Annotated in this window: 7 protein-coding genes; 3 read left to right on the forward strand and 4 right to left on the reverse strand. The window is 68.6% G+C overall.

Annotated elements, in window-relative coordinates:
• Window positions 1-190 precede the first annotated feature (190 nt).
• Window positions 191-1,708: a hypothetical protein gene (locus tag R2D22_RS07435; RefSeq protein ID WP_318102074.1), complete on the forward strand. Its 1,518-nt coding sequence runs from the start codon at window positions 191-193 to the stop codon at window positions 1,706-1,708.
• Window positions 1,709-1,785: 77 nt separating this feature from the next.
• On the opposite strand, the gene R2D22_RS07440 is transcribed toward R2D22_RS07435, so the two are convergent.
• Window positions 1,786-3,711 (reverse strand): ATP-dependent nuclease, encoded by a 1,926-nt coding sequence (locus R2D22_RS07440; RefSeq protein ID WP_318102075.1) that lies wholly within the window; start codon window positions 3,709-3,711, stop codon window positions 1,786-1,788.
• 81 nt (window positions 3,712-3,792) lie between these two features.
• Window positions 3,793-4,260 carry an ATP-binding protein gene (locus tag R2D22_RS07445; protein ID WP_318102077.1) on the reverse strand — a complete coding sequence of 156 codons (468 nt, stop codon included), beginning with the start codon at window positions 4,258-4,260 and terminating at the stop codon, window positions 3,793-3,795.
• A 191-nt stretch (window positions 4,261-4,451) separates the two neighbouring features.
• On the opposite strand from R2D22_RS07445, the gene R2D22_RS07450 reads away from it, so the two are divergent.
• Together R2D22_RS07450 and R2D22_RS07455 are read left to right on the forward strand one after the other, a co-directional pair.
• The gene (locus R2D22_RS07450; RefSeq protein ID WP_318109632.1) at window positions 4,452-5,312 is read left to right on the forward strand and encodes a helix-turn-helix domain-containing protein; all 861 of its coding nucleotides are present in this window, start codon (window positions 4,452-4,454) and stop codon (window positions 5,310-5,312) included.
• Window positions 5,309-5,515 carry a DUF397 domain-containing protein gene (locus tag R2D22_RS07455; protein ID WP_318102079.1) on the forward strand — a complete coding sequence of 69 codons (207 nt, stop codon included), beginning with the start codon at window positions 5,309-5,311 and terminating at the stop codon, window positions 5,513-5,515. The genes R2D22_RS07450 and R2D22_RS07455 overlap by 4 nt, the downstream gene beginning before the upstream one ends.
• A gap of 82 nt (window positions 5,516-5,597) precedes the next feature.
• Here the strand turns inward: R2D22_RS07455 and pglX are convergent, their stop codons facing one another.
• Both pglX and R2D22_RS07465 read right to left on the reverse strand, forming a co-directional pair.
• Window positions 5,598-9,272, reverse strand: coding sequence for a BREX-2 system adenine-specific DNA-methyltransferase PglX (pglX, locus tag R2D22_RS07460; protein WP_318102081.1), 3,675 nt, complete (start codon window positions 9,270-9,272; stop codon window positions 5,598-5,600).
• Window positions 9,273-9,401: 129 nt separating this feature from the next.
• Window positions 9,402-16,115, reverse strand: coding sequence for a DUF3320 domain-containing protein (locus R2D22_RS07465; protein ID WP_318102082.1), 6,714 nt, complete (start codon window positions 16,113-16,115; stop codon window positions 9,402-9,404).
• Window positions 16,116-16,274 lie beyond the last annotated feature (159 nt).

The following is a 16,274-nucleotide window of genomic DNA, read 5'->3' on the forward strand; positions in this document are numbered from 1 at the left end:
AAAGCGGGAGGCGCGTCTCGGCCAATTGCGGGCGCGCATGAGATGAGGAGGTTCAAGGGTGTTAGTGACGGGAGCGGTTGGCGCGCAGGTGCCTGGACCGCGGGGCGGTTCCGATGGACAAGGCGGCGAAACCGGCGCGGCGGGGGCAGCTCTGCCGACGGGTCCGTTCAACCGACGGGTCGAGGTACTGGTGGCGGTGGTGGACAGCCCTGAAGAGGTGAGTCTGGCCACGCAACTGCTGGAGGGTCGGGGGTGGTCGGTACGAGCTTGGGCGGCGGCTCGCGACGGCGAGGCGGACGCGCTGGGCAACGGGCGACGAGGCCTGATGGTCGAAGTCCGCCTCTACGGTGCGCGATTCGGTGCCGTACAGGCCGCCGTCTCGTCGATCGAAGCACTGGCTCGAGACCACCAGGCGGGAATGTGGGTGGTGGACGCGGGCCTGATCGAGCATGAGCTCTCCATCGACTACCGGACGGTGTTTCATGCGTTTGGCAGGCGCCGGCCAGCGACATCCGAATCCCCTGAACAGCCCACTCTGAGCGCACGCATCTTCACCTGGCGCACCCTGCTCGGCATGGTGACGACCGTCCGCGTCACCAAGCAGCCTGGACGGCCGTCCGTCGAGACGGTCGCTGAGCGACTGCAGCGGGGAGTGCTCACCCGACACGCCTACGACCCCGCCGCCCTCCAACTCCGCATCCCCATGGGCATGGAGGGCCGTGACCTCGACGCGCCGCCGCCCTCCCCCTCGGCATGGCGTGTCGTCCTGCCCCTGATGGCTTTGCTCGTCGTGGCGACGGCCTGCGGATTCGCGACCACGCTGGTCGACGGACTGTGGGTGTTGGTGCCGATTCTCATGGCGGGCGCGCTTGTGTGGCCTGTCGGGCATCAGCTGACCAAGCGACGTGAGAATCACCCACGAGTTGTGCAACTCGCATGGGGTGCCATGGCCGTCGCCCCGATGGCCGCGTGCGGCCTGCTCCTCGCGTTGACCGCGCCGGGCACGCCGGCCGAGGCCGCTCGCGTGATGCTGTACGGGGCGGTCGGCCTCGTGGCGCTTGTCCTGATCGTCTACGGGCTCGCGTACGCGTTTGTGCACTCTTGGTTCAGCCGGAACGCCAACTGGGCCGTTCCGGCGCTGGTGCCCGCGCTCGCCGTCAGCCTGCCGTGGTTCGGGGGTCTGCTGCACACGATGTACCTGCGGTACGGATTCGGCGTCCCGTCGGACGCGATCCCAGTGTCGGTGTACTGGTCCTACGCGGCTTCGATGAAACCGGTCGGCATCGCGCTCGCCCTGACCTTGGTGCTCCTGGCCATCGCCGGATGGATGCGTCACTACCACCAGTGGATCCATGCCCAAGGGATGGTGCGCGTCGGAGTGCCCTTCATGAGCCTGTTCGTCGTCGCCATGACGCTGACCGCCGGCCTCATCAGCGCACAGGTCGCGGCGTCCCGAGCCCAAGCGGCAGCCGCCTCGGGCCGCCACCCGGCGCCGTACTACGGAGTGCAGGGCGCGCTGGTCTGCGTGAAGCCGATGGAGAAGGAGATCTCCGTCTTCAACGGCCCGCTCGCCCCGTCCAGACCGCTGCTGACGTTCGGCCCGTCCGGCGATCGCGTCTGGCTGTGGGACCCGAAACGGGACAGGGCGTTGTCCGTCCGGCTTGAGGACGTGGTCGTGACGGAGGCGCGGAAGGGCACATGCAGCTGACCGACAGCCCAGCAGAGGACCGGTGGAGGGTGCCCGCCGAGCACTCCACCGGCCTGGTCACCTGGTGACGCCGGCCGTCAACGGGCCATGGACCTGACGTTGTCGAGCAGCACCTGCAGGACGTATGGCGGCTCCGTCGCCGCCGTACGAGCAGCCTCCCGGTACGTCGCCGCGTTCTTCTCCGGCGCACCCTCCCCCGCCTCGATGAGCTCCCGCCTCCGCTCGCCCCACGCAGGCCAGCTCTCCTCGAGGAACGTCTCGAGGTTGTCCCCGAACACGGTGTGGCAGGCCGCGGAGGCGGTCGCCGGCCAGGGCGACCGGGTCTCCCCCAGGTAGCCGAGCAGGTCCGCGTTCTTCTCGGAGATCTTGCGGGCCTCCTGCTCGAACTTAGCCTCCAGCTCCGCGCGCCTCGCGCCGTCCAGGTACTCAACGGACTCGCGCTTGCGCGCCAGCATGCCTTCGTCCCCATCGAACACGACATGGCAGGGGACGCCCATCGCCGACAGGATCGCGTGGCTGAGCAGCAGGCTGTCCCTGCCGTTCACATCGATGAAGGTGATGCCCTCGGCACCGAGATTGATCCCACTGCGCTCCGCGCAGCCGCTCAGGAGCGCCCCGTCCGTCGTCCCCTCGCCGAGCACCACCGCATGGGCGAAGAACCCCTCGGCAAGCGAGCTCGTCAGCCGCACCCCGGTCCGGCGCCGGATCGCCTCCTCCTTCACCAGCCCGGACAGCGACCGGCAGAGCTCCTCCTCCGACGCCTGCCACACCCGCGTGACTGGGTGCGCCGCACCCGCGTCGCGGCTGAGCCTGCGGATCTGGTGGTAGCCGGCCGGGTCGATGAAGACCGGGCTGTGCGTCGCGTACATCACCTGCGTACCCTCCGGGGAGGTCGCCACCAGTCCGCGCAGCACCTCCGCGAACGTCCGTGCCTGCGGAGGGTGCTGGAACAGCTCCGGCTCCTCGATCGCCAGGCACAGCGTCCGCGTCCCGTCGAGCGGCCGCCTGCGATCGGCGAGGTACTTGAGCGCCGCGATGATCAGCGCCCGCTGGAACCCGTGCCCCTGCCGGTGTACGGAGGTCTCGGCCGCTCCGTCCTTGATGCTCACCTGGAACGCGGTCTTGGCCGGCCTCGGCGCCCGCACCGTCGAGGTCACGATCACCTGACGCCCGGTGGTGAGCCTGGCGACCTCGGCGGAGAGCGCGTCGGAGATGTCCTTCAGGGCGGGCCCGTACACGTTGTCGTGGACGGCCTGACGGGCGAGCTGGGCGCTCTCCTCGATCTCGCCGAGCTGGGCGTCCGCCTCGGAGCGGTCGACGGCGTGATCGAGGATGCGGGCGATGGCGGACGACTTCTGGTCGTCCGTCTGCTCGTACGCCCGCAGGTCGGCCGAGACGAAGACGAAGTCGATCAGCTCAGCGAGCTTGCTCTGCCCGGCGAACCCGAAGAAGTGGGTGTCCTCGACGATGGCCTCGCTGAGCCGGTCGCGGTGACTCCGCTCCCAGGCGAGCATGGCCTCGTTCATCGCCTTCTCACTGCCGACGGAGGGCAGGCCGAGGGCAGGGTTGCTCTCCCTGAGCTCGTTGTACGCCTTGCGCTTCGGCATCGCACCACCCGGCGTCCCCCGGATCTCCTCGAAGGGCGCGTACGCGAGCGCCTTGCCGGTGATCTTGTCCTCGCCGTCGTCCCACGTGCGCCAGATGCTGACGGTGGTGGCGTCGTCCGGGGCGTACCGGCCCAGGGCCTCGCGGTCGAAGGCGGTGAGTCCGTCGAACTCGACCTCGACGGAGAGCCTCTTGGTGTCGGCCTCAGCCGCGGCCGAGTGGACGTCGTCGGTGGTGAGGGCGACCGACTTTTCTCCGTTGAAGAACCAATCGAGTGCGCGAAGCACGGTGGACTTGCCGACGCCGGTCGGGCCGATGAACGAGGTGATCTCGTCGAAGGCGATGTCCACCTGGTGCAGGCAGCAGAAGTTCTCGATGCGTACTCGCTTGATCTTCACGGTCGTCCTGAAACGTGGTGCGGGTGGGTCGATGGCGACCCACAGTGACGCGTCAAGGCTAGCGAGATGAATGACACGTCATCAGATCATTTTTGAGATCCGGGAGATGGGGTCGGGGTGGGTAGTGGGTGAGGTGGGGCGGCGGGGGCTGCTCGGCACGTCGAGCTCTGCCCAGACGGTCTTGCCGGGGGCACCACCGGTGCGGGGTTCGCAGCCGAAGCGATCGGCGAGCTGAGAGACGAGAAACAGCCCGCGTCCCGACTCGTCGCCGGGAGACGGCGGGGTGTGGGTGGGGGCCGTGGTGGGGCGACGCTCGGTGCGGGTGTCGGTGACTTCGACGCGGAGGGCGGTCGAGGTACGGAGTAGGCGGAGGCGGAAGTCCCGGCCGGGGACGTGACCGTGGCGTACGGCGTTGGCCGCGAGCTCGGCGGTGATGAGGGTGAGGGTCTCGTTGGTGGTGGAGGTGTAGGGATGGCCCCAGTCATCGAGCCGGTGAGAAGCAAGCCGGCGGGCGAGGCGGGCACCACGTGGGGTGGACGTGAACTGCATGACGAACTCGTGGGTGGTAGTCGGGTGTTGTTGTTGCGCCCCGGGAGGGGTAATCGCTCGGTTCATGGGCACCACGGTTGCGGTGCGTGAGTACTGTTGACCAGGAGTGACCCGCTGACGGATGCGGCCTGTACGCGGCGGTGGGCGGGGTGTACGTGGCGTGGGGCGTGACCTGGGAGGTACGGGTCGTGGTGGACGAGCAGGGGTCGTCGTCGGAACGGGATCACGGGAGTGGGGGCGGGGACGGAGGCGAGTCCGGGTCAGGGATCCTGCACGTCTTCGGGCAGCAGCTGAAGCTGTGCCGGATGCGGGTGGGGATGGAGCGTCCGGAGTTGGGTGCGCGGACGGGGTACTCGGCGTCGACGATCGCGTCGTTCGAGCAGGGGCGGCGGATTCCGCCGGCGCGGTTCATTGACCGGGCGGACGAGGTGCTGGACGCGGGTGGGGTGTTGAGGGCGGGGAAGGAGGAGGTGGCGAGGGCGCAGTATCCGGCGTTCTTCCGGGACGCGGCGCGGTTGGAGACCCAGGCGGTTGCGTTGCACGTGTACGCAACGAAAGCCGTACCAGGCCTGTTGCAGACAGAGGAGTACGCGCGGGCCGTATTCACGATGTGGCGGCCTCTGCTCGACGAGGAAACAGTCACGCAGCGCGTTGCAGCGCGCATGGCCCGCCAGGAGATCTTCACCCGCAAGCCACTGCCCACCATCAGCTTCGTCATCGAAGAGTTCGTCCTCCGGCGCCCCTTGGGCGGCAAGGAAGTCATGCGGGGCCAGCTGGAGCAGATCCTCATGTACGGACACCACCGCAACGTCGAAATCCAGGTGATGCCGATCGCACGTGAGGAGCATGCTGGCCTGGACGGACCCTTCACCTTGATCGAAACCAGGGATGGGCAGAGGATCGCCTACGTGGAGGCGTACAAGGACAGCCGCCTCTACACGGATCGGACGTCCGTCCGGGAGATCGAGGAGCAGTACGGGATCCTCCGGGCGCAGGCGCTCACTCCGAGCGAATCGCAAGCCCTTGTCGAGAAGTTGCTGGGAGAGGCATGAACGTCGAAGAGCCCCGAGTGGCCGCGCCCGAGACCGCCTGGTTCAAGAGCAGCTACAGCACAGGCTCGGGTGGCGAGTGCATCGAGGTCGCGACCTCGACAGACACCGTCCTTGTGCGCGACTCCAAGGACAGGACGGGTCCGTTCCTGTCCATCGGCCCTGAGGGCTGGGCGGCCTTCGTGGGGTTTGCCGCCCGGGACTGAGCCAGCACGGACGATGATGCCCCGCCACCGGATCGTTCCGGTGGCGGGGCACCATCGTCTGTACGCGCTTGTACGCGCGGCGTCAGTCGGACTTCTTGGCCCGACCGCCCGCCTTCTTCACCGGACGCCAGGCCGTGAGGTCCTCCGCCGAGAGCCCGTGCTTGGCACGCTGCTCGTCCAGGTACGCCTGGTACTCCTCGGACGGTGTGCCGCCCCACTCGTCGTCGTGCTGGCCGTGCCACTGGTGGACCCAGGGCATCAGCTCCTGGATCCCAGCGACGAGCGGAGTGAGGCGGGGAGTGTCCCAACCGGCCTGCTCAGTCCGGTCATTGATCACATTGACCAGCGCCTGAACCTGATCCTTGTGGTCCCAGCCGGCCCAGCCGAGCAGGATGGACGAGTCGGAGTCGGGCGACGCGTCCGGGTAGGAGATGAACCGCTCCTTGGGCACGTCCAGCTTCCCTCGGTGCGACCAGTAGGACGTCTTGAGGAAGTCGGAGGAGCTGTACTTCGGCGGCACGGGGATGTCGAGCCGCTCCCCCGTCTTGTCCTCCTCCCGCTGGAGGTCCCAGACCTGCTCCCACTGGGCCCGCTTACGAAGACCGGAGTCCTTGTAGCGCATGGCGGCGAGGTACGGAACGTGCTCGCTGGCGATCACGTCCGCGAGCACGGTCGCGAGGGTGGCGTCGCGCTTGCCCATGTGATCGGCGGCGTACAACTCGGCGACGGCCTGCACGTCGGCGTCCTGCCGGAGGGCGTCGGCGAGCTGGGAAACGGTCAGCGTCCGGGGCGCGCGGAAGCCATCCCGGAGGCCGAACCAGAGGTTTTCGTCCTCGCACCGGTCGAGCAGCCAGGTACGGAGTGCTTCCTTCTCCTTCTTCTCCCAGGGCTCGGACGCCCAGCGCCGCTTGCACTCGGGACGCTCGATGAGGGCAATGTCCTTGCGGGAGTTGATGATGTCGATCCGCGCCTGGACAACGGCCTTGTACTCCTCGGGCCAGTGAGCAGGAATCTCAGTGACGGGGGTGGACCCGTGCCGCTCGAACCAAGCGGTCTCAGCCTCACCTGCGGCCACCTTGCGCGCCAGAACGATCTCAAACGCCCGCTCTCCAAGGGTGAGTTCAGGGACGTCAGCAACGCTGGCCAGGGTTGTACGCGCCACCTCTTCAGCGGTGAGGAGGTCGTACAAGCCGTAGACAGTCCAGTCCAGCTCCTCCTGGAGGGCAATCATCTGCGCACGGATACGGGCGTAAGTAACGCTAGCCTCACGGAGGTCAGCCCCGACTGGAATTCCCCGTGAGGCGACAGCCGACGGAGCGTGCTCGCGCAGCGCATGTGCTGCAGCGCTAACAGCAGACCCAATTCTGAGCGGCAGCTCCCCAGGAAGTGGAAGTTCGGCAATCTTAGTGCTGCCAAACTGATAGTTCCACGACCACGGCTGATCCGCCATGCCACTTGACGCAGTGGCGTTCCCTTTACAGAAACACGTCTGCTTTAGCCAAAAACAAGCCACGGAAGAATTTAGCAATCCGAGCAGAGCCACGTGGCCTTCCTCGGTTGCTCCCTCCGGAAGCTTAATCACCGGCGACGTCTGCTTGAACACGCTCCCACCCCGATCCAGCACGAAGTGGTTGTGCGTCGCCACCTCCGCGAACGTGATCGACAGCGGTGACACATACGCAGACGCTGTGTGCTGCATGTACTCCCACCACCGCAGACCCGCCGCTTCCATGTCCCCCTGGAACGTCCGCCTTGCCGCCAGAAGAGTCCTCCACGGAAAGAGTTCAGCCGCAATGGCCTCAGAATCAACGTCCGGGTCGTAGGGATACCAGATGCCGTCCATCGGCCCAGCGGCCCAGTCGCGCACGACTTCGCCGATCATCAGCGGCCTGAGGGCCCGCCGGTCGAGAACCGTGCGCAGTGTCGGCCGCAGCGGCCGCATGAACGCCTCGTCCGCGCCCGCCCTGATGGCCCTGCCGATTGGCGTCTCGATTCGCGTGCGAAGCGGCCTACAGGACCGGGTGATCCGCTCGGCCAGCTCACCAGCACCGCCTCCGCTGAGCGACCACGGGTGCTTCGTGTACGTCATCCACGGAGCATCGGCCACCGACACCCACTCGGATTCGCTGCCGGGCCTGCCGATCTGCTCGCGGATCGCCTGCCAGACCAGCCCCTCGGAGGCGACACTCGGCTGATCAGGCTCGCCACGCACACCCAGCACCGCTCGGATGACACCCTTCTCGCTCGGCAGACTGTTACGGCCCGCGAGAATCACAGTCGGCGTTCCGTGCCCCGGGATATAGGCGCCCGACGTATCGACCACATGCGTGAGCGTCACGCCCACGCGACCACTGACGAAGTACTCCTCAATCAGCTTCTTTCCGAATTCACGCTTCATGAAAGAGTTCGCTGTGATCTGGCCTGTGAACCCTGCGGGCTGCATCCCCTTGCCCCGCACCGCCAGTTCGAAGATCCGCTGCACAAACGGCACCGACAGCGCGTACGTTCCCGCGCACGCGTCGTACGCCTTCCGGTAGTTCTCGTTCTCCTGCTTGTCCTTCACCGTGATGTAAGGCGGGTTCCCCACCACGACGTGGTACGTCCCCCGCCCCAGGAGATCCACCTTCTCCACATACTCCCGCACGTCCTCCGTGCGGTACGCGAACATCCCCTCTTCGTCCCCGAACAGCGTCTCCGTCACCGACTCCACGCCCCGCCCATGCAACAGCGAGTCCCCCACCGCCACGTTGATCGGGAACGCCGGCGCGGCCGACAACCGCCGCTCACCGCACGCCTTCAGTGCGGCCACCAGCAACCGGAACCGGGCGATCGCCACCGCGAACGGGTTCTTGTCGCAGCCGTGCACGGACTCCAAGCTCCGACGCACCAGCTCCCAGTCATCAGTGCCCGGCTCCGCCGCGCGCCACTTCTCCAGGAGGCGGCTGAACATGCCCAGCAGGAAGTGACCCGACCCGCACGCAGGGTCGATACAGCGCAAACCCCGCACGATGGGGTCATCGCCCTTCCACCCCACCGGCTTGTGCTTCCAGGCCGGGTCGAGGCCGAACTCCTCGACCGCCGGCTCCAGCGTCAGGTCGAGGATGAACTCCTCCACGAACTCCGGCGTCTGCAGCAGCGCGTACGTCTTCCGGGCGTGCTCGCTCAGGTCCTGGTACAGGTCCCCCAGGAAACGGGTGTCCAGCTCATCGTCCGCAAACACGTGGACGATCTCGCCGTCCGCGCCCCGCTCCCGCCAGAACCCCAGCAGCCTGGTCGCCGCCTCATACGACGGGCTCAGCTCCCACAGCGGATTGTGCCGCCGCTCAAACAGTCCCGCCACGGCCTCGTGCGAGCCGGCCAGCGACTCGAAGCCTGCAACCAGCCAGTCGCGGTCGTTCAGCTCAGGGTGCTCGCGGAAGAACGCCGCCTGGCGGTCCTCCGCGTCCGCGAGGCGCTCGCCGGGGCCGGCGATGTACGGGTCTTCGATGAGGCCGTTGTCCTCACAGAAGCGCACGAACACCGTCGCCAGGACCCACCCCGCCGCTGCCTGCGTCACGCGCTCGTCGCGCCAGGCCCCGTACGTTGCCGCCGTACGCTTCGACTCGCGCGCCGCCTCGTACTCGCGTTCAAGATCCGCACGGAACTCGTCCACCGAGTCCGTCCGCGCCCGAAGATCGTCCTCGAGAACGGTGACCTGCTTGCGCAGGTCCTTCAGCAGTGCGGCCTTGTCCACCGGGGCGCCCCTCTTCTCCGTCACCCAAACCCACCCATACGTTCAGCTGTCCATCTTGCCAGCTCAGGAGCAGCCCACCGGACAGTTCGACATAATTCGAACAGGGTCCAGCCGCTCGGCGCCGACAGCACCGAGCGGCACCTTCGCGACCCGTCAGTCACCATCCGTAGGCATCAGGAAACCGTCCGTTTCACGGACCGCCCCCTGCGCGACTAGCTCGTCCACATCGGCCGTGAGCGCGTCCCTGATGTCAGGACCCCGCCGCGTCCAGCCGAAGAAGCGCGCGACCTCGCGCATCAGCTCGTCCCGGTGGACACCCGGACTCTCCTCGACCACGTGCCGCACGACGAGCCGCCGCTCGACCGACGGGACCTGCCCGACCTTGCGCGCCACCGTCAGCGTCGGCGTGCGGGCGAACATCCGCTCTCGGTCCGGGACGTCGTACGCCTCGCCAACTCGCACAATCTGGCCCGCGGAGGCGATCTTCCGCAGGGCTCGACGAACCGAGTCCCGGACCACCGCGCCCGCCCTTGCGATGCCCCACGCCGAACGGACCCGAGTGAAGATCAGGTCCTCCGTCATCGGGCCCTCAGCCTTGATCACGGAGAGGGCGACGTCGGCTACGACCCCTACGGCGTCCGGGTCCTGCAGCTCCGCGTACCGCATGCCGCGCCGCTTGGCGGAAGTGAGCCGCAGGTTGACCAGCTGGGCGTCGACGACCTCCTCGTACGCCCGGCTCCACGCCGGCGGTCCGTCGTCCACCGCCACGAACGTCACCGTCGGCGTCGTGTCCGTCAATGTCTCCGCCCGGGCGGGTACCTCCGCGACCGCCCTGTCGCCCGCCGGCTCTTCCGCCGTCACCTCAAACGGGTCCCGCGCACATGCCTCCTCGACGGCAGCCCGCAGCCGCGCCATCGCGTCCCGGCGGTTGCGGTACCAGTCGGTGCCCCAGATGCGGTGCAGCTTCCAGCCGAGGTCGCGCAGCACGGACTCCCGCAGCCGGTCGCGGTCACGCGCCGCGCGGGAGGAGTGGTACATGACGCCGTCGCATTCGATGCCGAGGGCATAGCTGCCCGGGGCCGCAGGATGTCGTACGGCCATGTCGATGCGGAATCCGGCGACCCCGACCTGGGGCTGTACCGAGTAGCCCCAGCCGCGCAGGACGTCCAGGACCTCCTCCTCGAAGGGGCTCTCCGGCACGGCGTCCGGGTCGGCCGCAGCCGTCTGCAGGATGTGCGGGCCGTGCTCGGCGTACTGGAGGTAGCGCTTCAGGTGCTGGACGCTCTTGTTGCCGCTGTCGGACAGCTCTGAGCCGTGGAACGAGGCGACGACCTCCATCCGCCGCCGAGCACGGGTCACGGCGACGTTGAGCCGGCGCCAGCCGCCGTCCCTGTTGATGGGGCCGAACGTCGAGAGCAACTTGCCGCGCTGGTCCGGGCCGTAGCCGACCGACAGGATGATCACGTCGCGCTCGTCGCCCTGAACGGTTTCCAGGTTCTTGACGAAGAAGCCGTCGAGCCGATCTTCGGTGAAGAAGCGATCCAGGTCGGGCCTGGCCGTTCGCGCCTTCTGGACGGCTTCCTCGATGGCCTCGGCCTGCGCCTTGGACAGAGCCACCACGCCCAGGCTGAGCCCCGGCCGGGTGGCGAAGTGATGGATCACGCGCTGCGCCACCACGGCAGCTTCGCCCGGGTTGTTGCTGCGACCGCCCCGGTCATAAACCCCGTCGGCCTTGTAGAACTCCACACCGAGGTCCGGGCTCTGCTCGAAAGCGCCCGGGAAGGTCACCATGGTGTCGTCGTAGAACTCGTGGTTGCTGAAGGCGATGAGATTCTCGTGGCGGCTCCGGTAGTGCCACCGCAGCGGCAGGCCTCGCAGCACACCCGTAGCCTTGCAGGCGTCGAGCACGGACTCGAAGTTGTCCGCGCCCTCCTCGTCCCACTCGTCGTCGTCATCGCCGTCGCCACCCGCGCTGAAGAACGAGGTCGGCGGGAGCTGCTTCTGGTCGCCCGCCACGATGAGCGCGCTGCCGCGGTAGATGGAGTTCACCGCGTCCTGGGGCAGCACCTGGGACGCCTCGTCGAAGATGACGACGTCGAAGCGGAAGTCCGACGGGAGGAATTGACTGACCGTCAGTGGACTCATCATGAAGCAGGGCTTGATGAGCCGTACGACATCTCGTGTCTCGCCGAGCAGCTGTCGTACGGGCTTGTGGCGGCGCTTGAGTTGCGCCTGTCGGCGCAGCTCGGCCGCCGGGCCAATGTTGGTTCGGCGCGGGCGACGGGCATTGCAGGCAGCGATGACCTCGGCGTGGGCGGCCTCTACAAGGCCGCGGTCCGCGTCGCGGAAGCGCTCGACGAGCTGGTCGCGGTCGACCGCTCGCATGGGCTTGAGCCGGGCGTCGAGTTCGAGGCGGCGCTCGATCCACGCGGTGAGGACCGCGCGTTCGACGGCCGCGGGGAAGTCAGCTGCGGACACCTCGCGCTGGGCGAGTTGCGAGGGCAGACCGTCCAGGCCGTACCGTCGCAGCAGCTTGAGGGACTCGGCGCAGGTGGTCCACGCCTCGGGGCCGAAGGGGTCCTCGTCCAGCTGGGACAGGCATATCGCGGCGGCCGGCAGCGACTCCCGGAGCTCGCGCTGCAGCAGACGGCCGCGCTGCACGTCGAAGTGCGCCACCAGGTTGTCCCGCTGGCGCTGCCAGTCGTCGTGCCGGTCGGCCACGGACGTGTCTGCCGAAGCGTCCAGCAACAGCCTGGCCGCCGGGACGGACAGCCGCGCCCCGTGGCCTCCGTGTGCTGTCCGTCGTACCTTCTGGGCCCAGTCCAGGGCGTCGAGCACAGCTCCCTTGTCGGTCGCCGCCCCCTGGTAGAGGTCACCGATCAGCTCCCGGTGCGCGGGCGCCTCCTCGGTGAACCGGGACTCGGCTGCCCGCGCGTCGAGCACCGCCGTCACGGCCTCACGGGCTCGCGAGAGGGACAGCCCGCTCGGGGCGTCGGCAACGCGCGCCACCGCATGGAGGAGGTCGGCCGCGTCCTCGAAGGGTTCGATGTGGGCGCGCAGCCAGCGCGCGGCGTCCTGCAGCGGGCCGGCGAGCAGGTGCGCGCCTGCGGCTGCCAGGTGCGGCTGCCCGGCGTACTCCCGCCAGGCGAACAGGTCGGTACGGATCTGCGGCTCTGCCTGCCGCAGAACGCTCTGCGGGACGGGACGTCCGTCGGCGAGGAAGCCGACGAGGCGTGCCCGGCGTGCGGGGTCGCCGAGCGTGTCCGGCGCCAGCCGTTCCACCGTGTGCGCGGCTTCCAGTGCATCCTGCAGTGCGACAGTGTCGGCACGGCCGTCGGGCGCGTACCGGCCCAGCAGCTTGCGCTGCTCGTCGTCGGAACAGGCGCCCGGCGTGGATTCGCGCACGCTCCAGGCCCGGTGCAGGAGTTCGGCAATCTCGCCCTCTCCCTGCGCCGTCCCGGATGCGGGTGCACACAGCTCTGCAGGGTCGGTGTCCAGGCCCTTGTACCAGGAGCCCAGAAGGCGACGGTGCGTATCCGCGTCTGCCGCGAACCCCTCAGTCTCGCGCCGGCTCTCCTGTGCGGCGCTGATCGCCGTCCGCGCGCCGGCGAGCGTGTACGCGAAGTCGGGTCCGTCTTCGCGACGGCCGATGGAGGCCACGGTGTCGATGACGTCGACGGCCCGCGCGAGCGGATCGAGGTGGTCGCGCAGCCAGCGGGCGGCATCCACCAGAGAACGCTTGGTGAGCTCGTCCGCCGCAGCCGCCAGGTGGGGGCGCGTCAGATCCTGCCGCCAGGTGCCCAGGTCGTCGCTCAGGGCCCGGGAGTGCTCCAGCAGCTCGCGGGCAGGAGCGCGACCGTCCGCAACCTGAAGGGCGAGCAAACCGCGACGGTGCGGATCCAGGACCGTGTCCGGCGCGAGCCGGTGCACGGAGTCGGCGTGCGCCAGTGCCGCTTCCATGGCAGGCACGTCGGGCAGATCGGTCCCCGCGTAGCGCCCGAGATGAGCGGCATGTGTACGGGCGAGCGACCGCAGGCGGTCGTGGGCCGTATGCCAGGCGAGGGCGAGAGGCAGCTGGTCGTAGAGCTCGCTACGCCACGAGCCCGCGATCGTCAACGCACCGAGTGCCTTACGGTCTGCCCGCACCGCGCCGGACAACAGGCCGCCGATTCCTCGCGAACCTTCGGACAGGCGGCGTATCAGGTCCGGCAGTTCGGGTGTGACGGCGGTCTCGGGGCGGAAGACGCTCTGAGCAGCCTGTTCGGCGTCAGTAAGTCGACGTGCGGCGTCGCTAATCTCCGCGCAGGCTTCCCGTACTCGGGGCATCACCTGCGGGTCGAACCAGGCCTCCAGCATCCGATGGGAAGCCGTGGCCAGCTCCACGAGAGCGATCAGCTCCTCGGCCTCCTGGGTGCTTCTCGGCCGGTCCCGGCCGAGAAGCCTGGCCATGGATACGGCGTGCTGGTCGGCCGATTCGAGGGCCGCCCCCAGGCTCGCGAACCCATCGGAGAGCTCCGCGGCCTGCGTACGCGTCAGCGAGCCCAGGGCCAGGCCGGCCGGCTCCAGGCCGGCGAGGTCCTGCTCGGAAGCCGGGGCTTCCGCGTCGAGCGCGGCGGGAATCGCTGCCCACCCAGGCCCGGCCTCGGCGGTCGCGCGTGCCTGAGCGGACAGAACCGTGTCACGTCGGGCGGTGAACGCGCGCAGTCCGTCAGCGACGACACTGACCGCTGCCCTGTCCGCCTCGGCTGCTCCACCAGGCACGAGCCACTGCTCGAGGGGCCGGTGTTCGGCGCCGGCCAGTGCCACGACGTCGCACAGGTCGTCCGCTGCCGCTGCGCTGCCGGGGATGTTCAGACCCAACTGCTGCGCGAGCTCCGCAAGGCCGCGGTGCGTACGCTCGAGGCGGTCCGCGGTCGTCTCGAACTCACGCGCCAGCTCGTCCGCGCCTTCCTCCGTCAGCCCGGACGGATCCATGCCTGCCGGCGACAGCGTGCCCAGGGCATGCTCGGCCTCGCTCGGCACCGGCGTGAGTCGTGGCGAGAGTTCCTCCCAGCGGGCTCCTGCCACGGAGCGGGCCGTGGCCTGTGCCCGGACCACCTTCTTCAGATCGGAGACGAAGTCATCGACTGGGCTCTCCACCTTGTCGGCGAAGTCGGCGCTGGTCAGCCAGGCCTCGGGCACGGGACGACGTGATTCAACCAGCTCAAGAATCTTGATGAGCCGCCGGACTCCGTCCTCGTCCTCGATCGGCTCCCCGTCGGCGGAGAGATCCTGGTAGCGCGCCACGGCCGCGGCCAGCCCGTCCCTGGCCGCCATGGCCTGGTCGAGCGCCGGACGGGGGTGGGGGCTTCCGGCCTTCAGGTCCCGCCATGGAAAGGACGGATCGGCGACCGCCTGCCAGGCATCGGCGATGGCCTTCGTCGCCTCGATGACGAGGTGCAGATCCTGGGCACTGAGTGCTGCAGCGTCGAACACCTTCTGCTTCCGGGTGCCGCCGTCGGCCTCAGAAGCCAGGAACGCCACGGGTGCCTCGGAGAGCCGTCCGACCCTGCCGATCACATCGTGCAGGCTCTGGCCGAGCGGCTGGCTGATCTCGTTCATCGCCTCCGCGTAGGCGCTGAGGGCCTCACGCGCCTCGCGGGCCCGGGCGACCGCCTCCTGGGAGAGCCGGGGCGCGCGCGGCTCCTCTTCGAGGGCCCGGCCCAGCTCTTGAGCGACGGCTCGACGGCTGGTGTTGTGACTGTGCAGAGGCAGGGCGTACGAGTCGAGTCCGACGGACTTCAGCCGGTCCAGCACCACGTCGAGAGCGGCGGCCTTCTCACTGACGAAGAGCACGCTACGGCCCGCGTGCATCAGACCGGCGATCATGTTGGTGATCGTCTGGCTCTTGCCCGTACCGGGCGGGCCGTCGAGCACGAAGGACTGCCCGGCGACAGCGGCCGCGACGGCCTGCCGCTGCGACGCATCGGCGTCGAGGACGAGCGGGCTGTCCTCGGGCGGACTGAGCTCGTCGATCCGGTCGGCGTCGATCTCTTCGAAGTCGAAGCGATCCGACGCCAGTCCCGCCTTGGGACCGAGCGCCACCGCCCGTACGAGATCACTGCCCAGGATGCGCGCCTCGTTCTCCAGCAGGTCCTGGTACATCGACTCCTTGTGGGAGGCGAAGAGCGCCAGCACCACGCGCCGGGAGACCTCCCAGCCCGACTTCCCCTCCACTGCGGTGGCGACAGCGTGGATCACGGCGTCGAGGTCCGTCGGATCCTGCTCCGTGACGGGCGACCAGTCGATGTGGAACTGCTCCAGCTTGACTCTGAGCGCCGGGTTGAGCCGCGGCTCCTCGTCATCGTTGAGCACCAGGCGGATCCGGCCGTTGGCCAGCCGCTCGATGCGTACGGGAAGCAGAATGAGCGGCGCATCGCTGCTCGTCGATGCACCGTCCTCTCGCCAGCGGAGCATGCCGACGCCGAGCTGCAGTGTCCACAGGCCGTAGTCGTTGAAGAGCTGGGTGGACTTGCTGCGCAAGCTGGTCAGGGCACGCAGGAGGGCCGGCCCCGTGGTCTTCTGGGTGACGATCCCTTGCCTGGCGTCACGCCGTTCGGCAGGGCCCTTCTCTGCCACGGCTCCATCGGAGCCGTCGGCATCGGGTTCCTCATCGGGCAGCGGTGCGAACTCCCAGCCGCGCTCCAGGCCTTCGACGAGCTCCTCGGCAGACGGATGCGCGATCTCCAGGGTCGCCGCCTTGGTGTGCCGGAAGTTGAGCAGCCGATTGCGGCCACTCAAGTCGACGAGGGACGTGCGCCAGTTGGCCAAGATCGCCTTGAACCGTTCCAGCTCTTCGCCGCCACCGAAAGCACTCGGGTTTGCCACACTCGTCCTAGCTGCTCGTGTTCTCTCGCTGGGGCCCACGAGAAGCGACGTGCCCAGATGAAGCCGCACCGGCCCAGGGCAAAGCTGCGCCCGAGAGGGTGCCCTCCAGCCGCTCCGATTCCGCTGATCCCCCTGATTGGAGAATCCTACGACCAGGGC

This window comes from Streptomyces sp. HUAS YS2 (assembly GCF_033343995.1).
GTDB lineage: Bacteria > Actinomycetota > Actinomycetes > Streptomycetales > Streptomycetaceae > Streptomyces > Streptomyces solicathayae.

What these genes read in the sequence shown, in the direction of transcription:
- R2D22_RS07445 (WP_318102077.1), bottom strand. Translation starts at nt 4,260, where the DNA reads ATGCAGTTCACGTCCACCCCACGTGGTGCCCGCCTCGCCCGCCGGCTT.
- R2D22_RS07455 (WP_318102079.1), top strand. Translation starts at nt 5,309, where the DNA reads ATGAACGTCGAAGAGCCCCGAGTGGCCGCGCCCGAGACCGCCTGGTTC.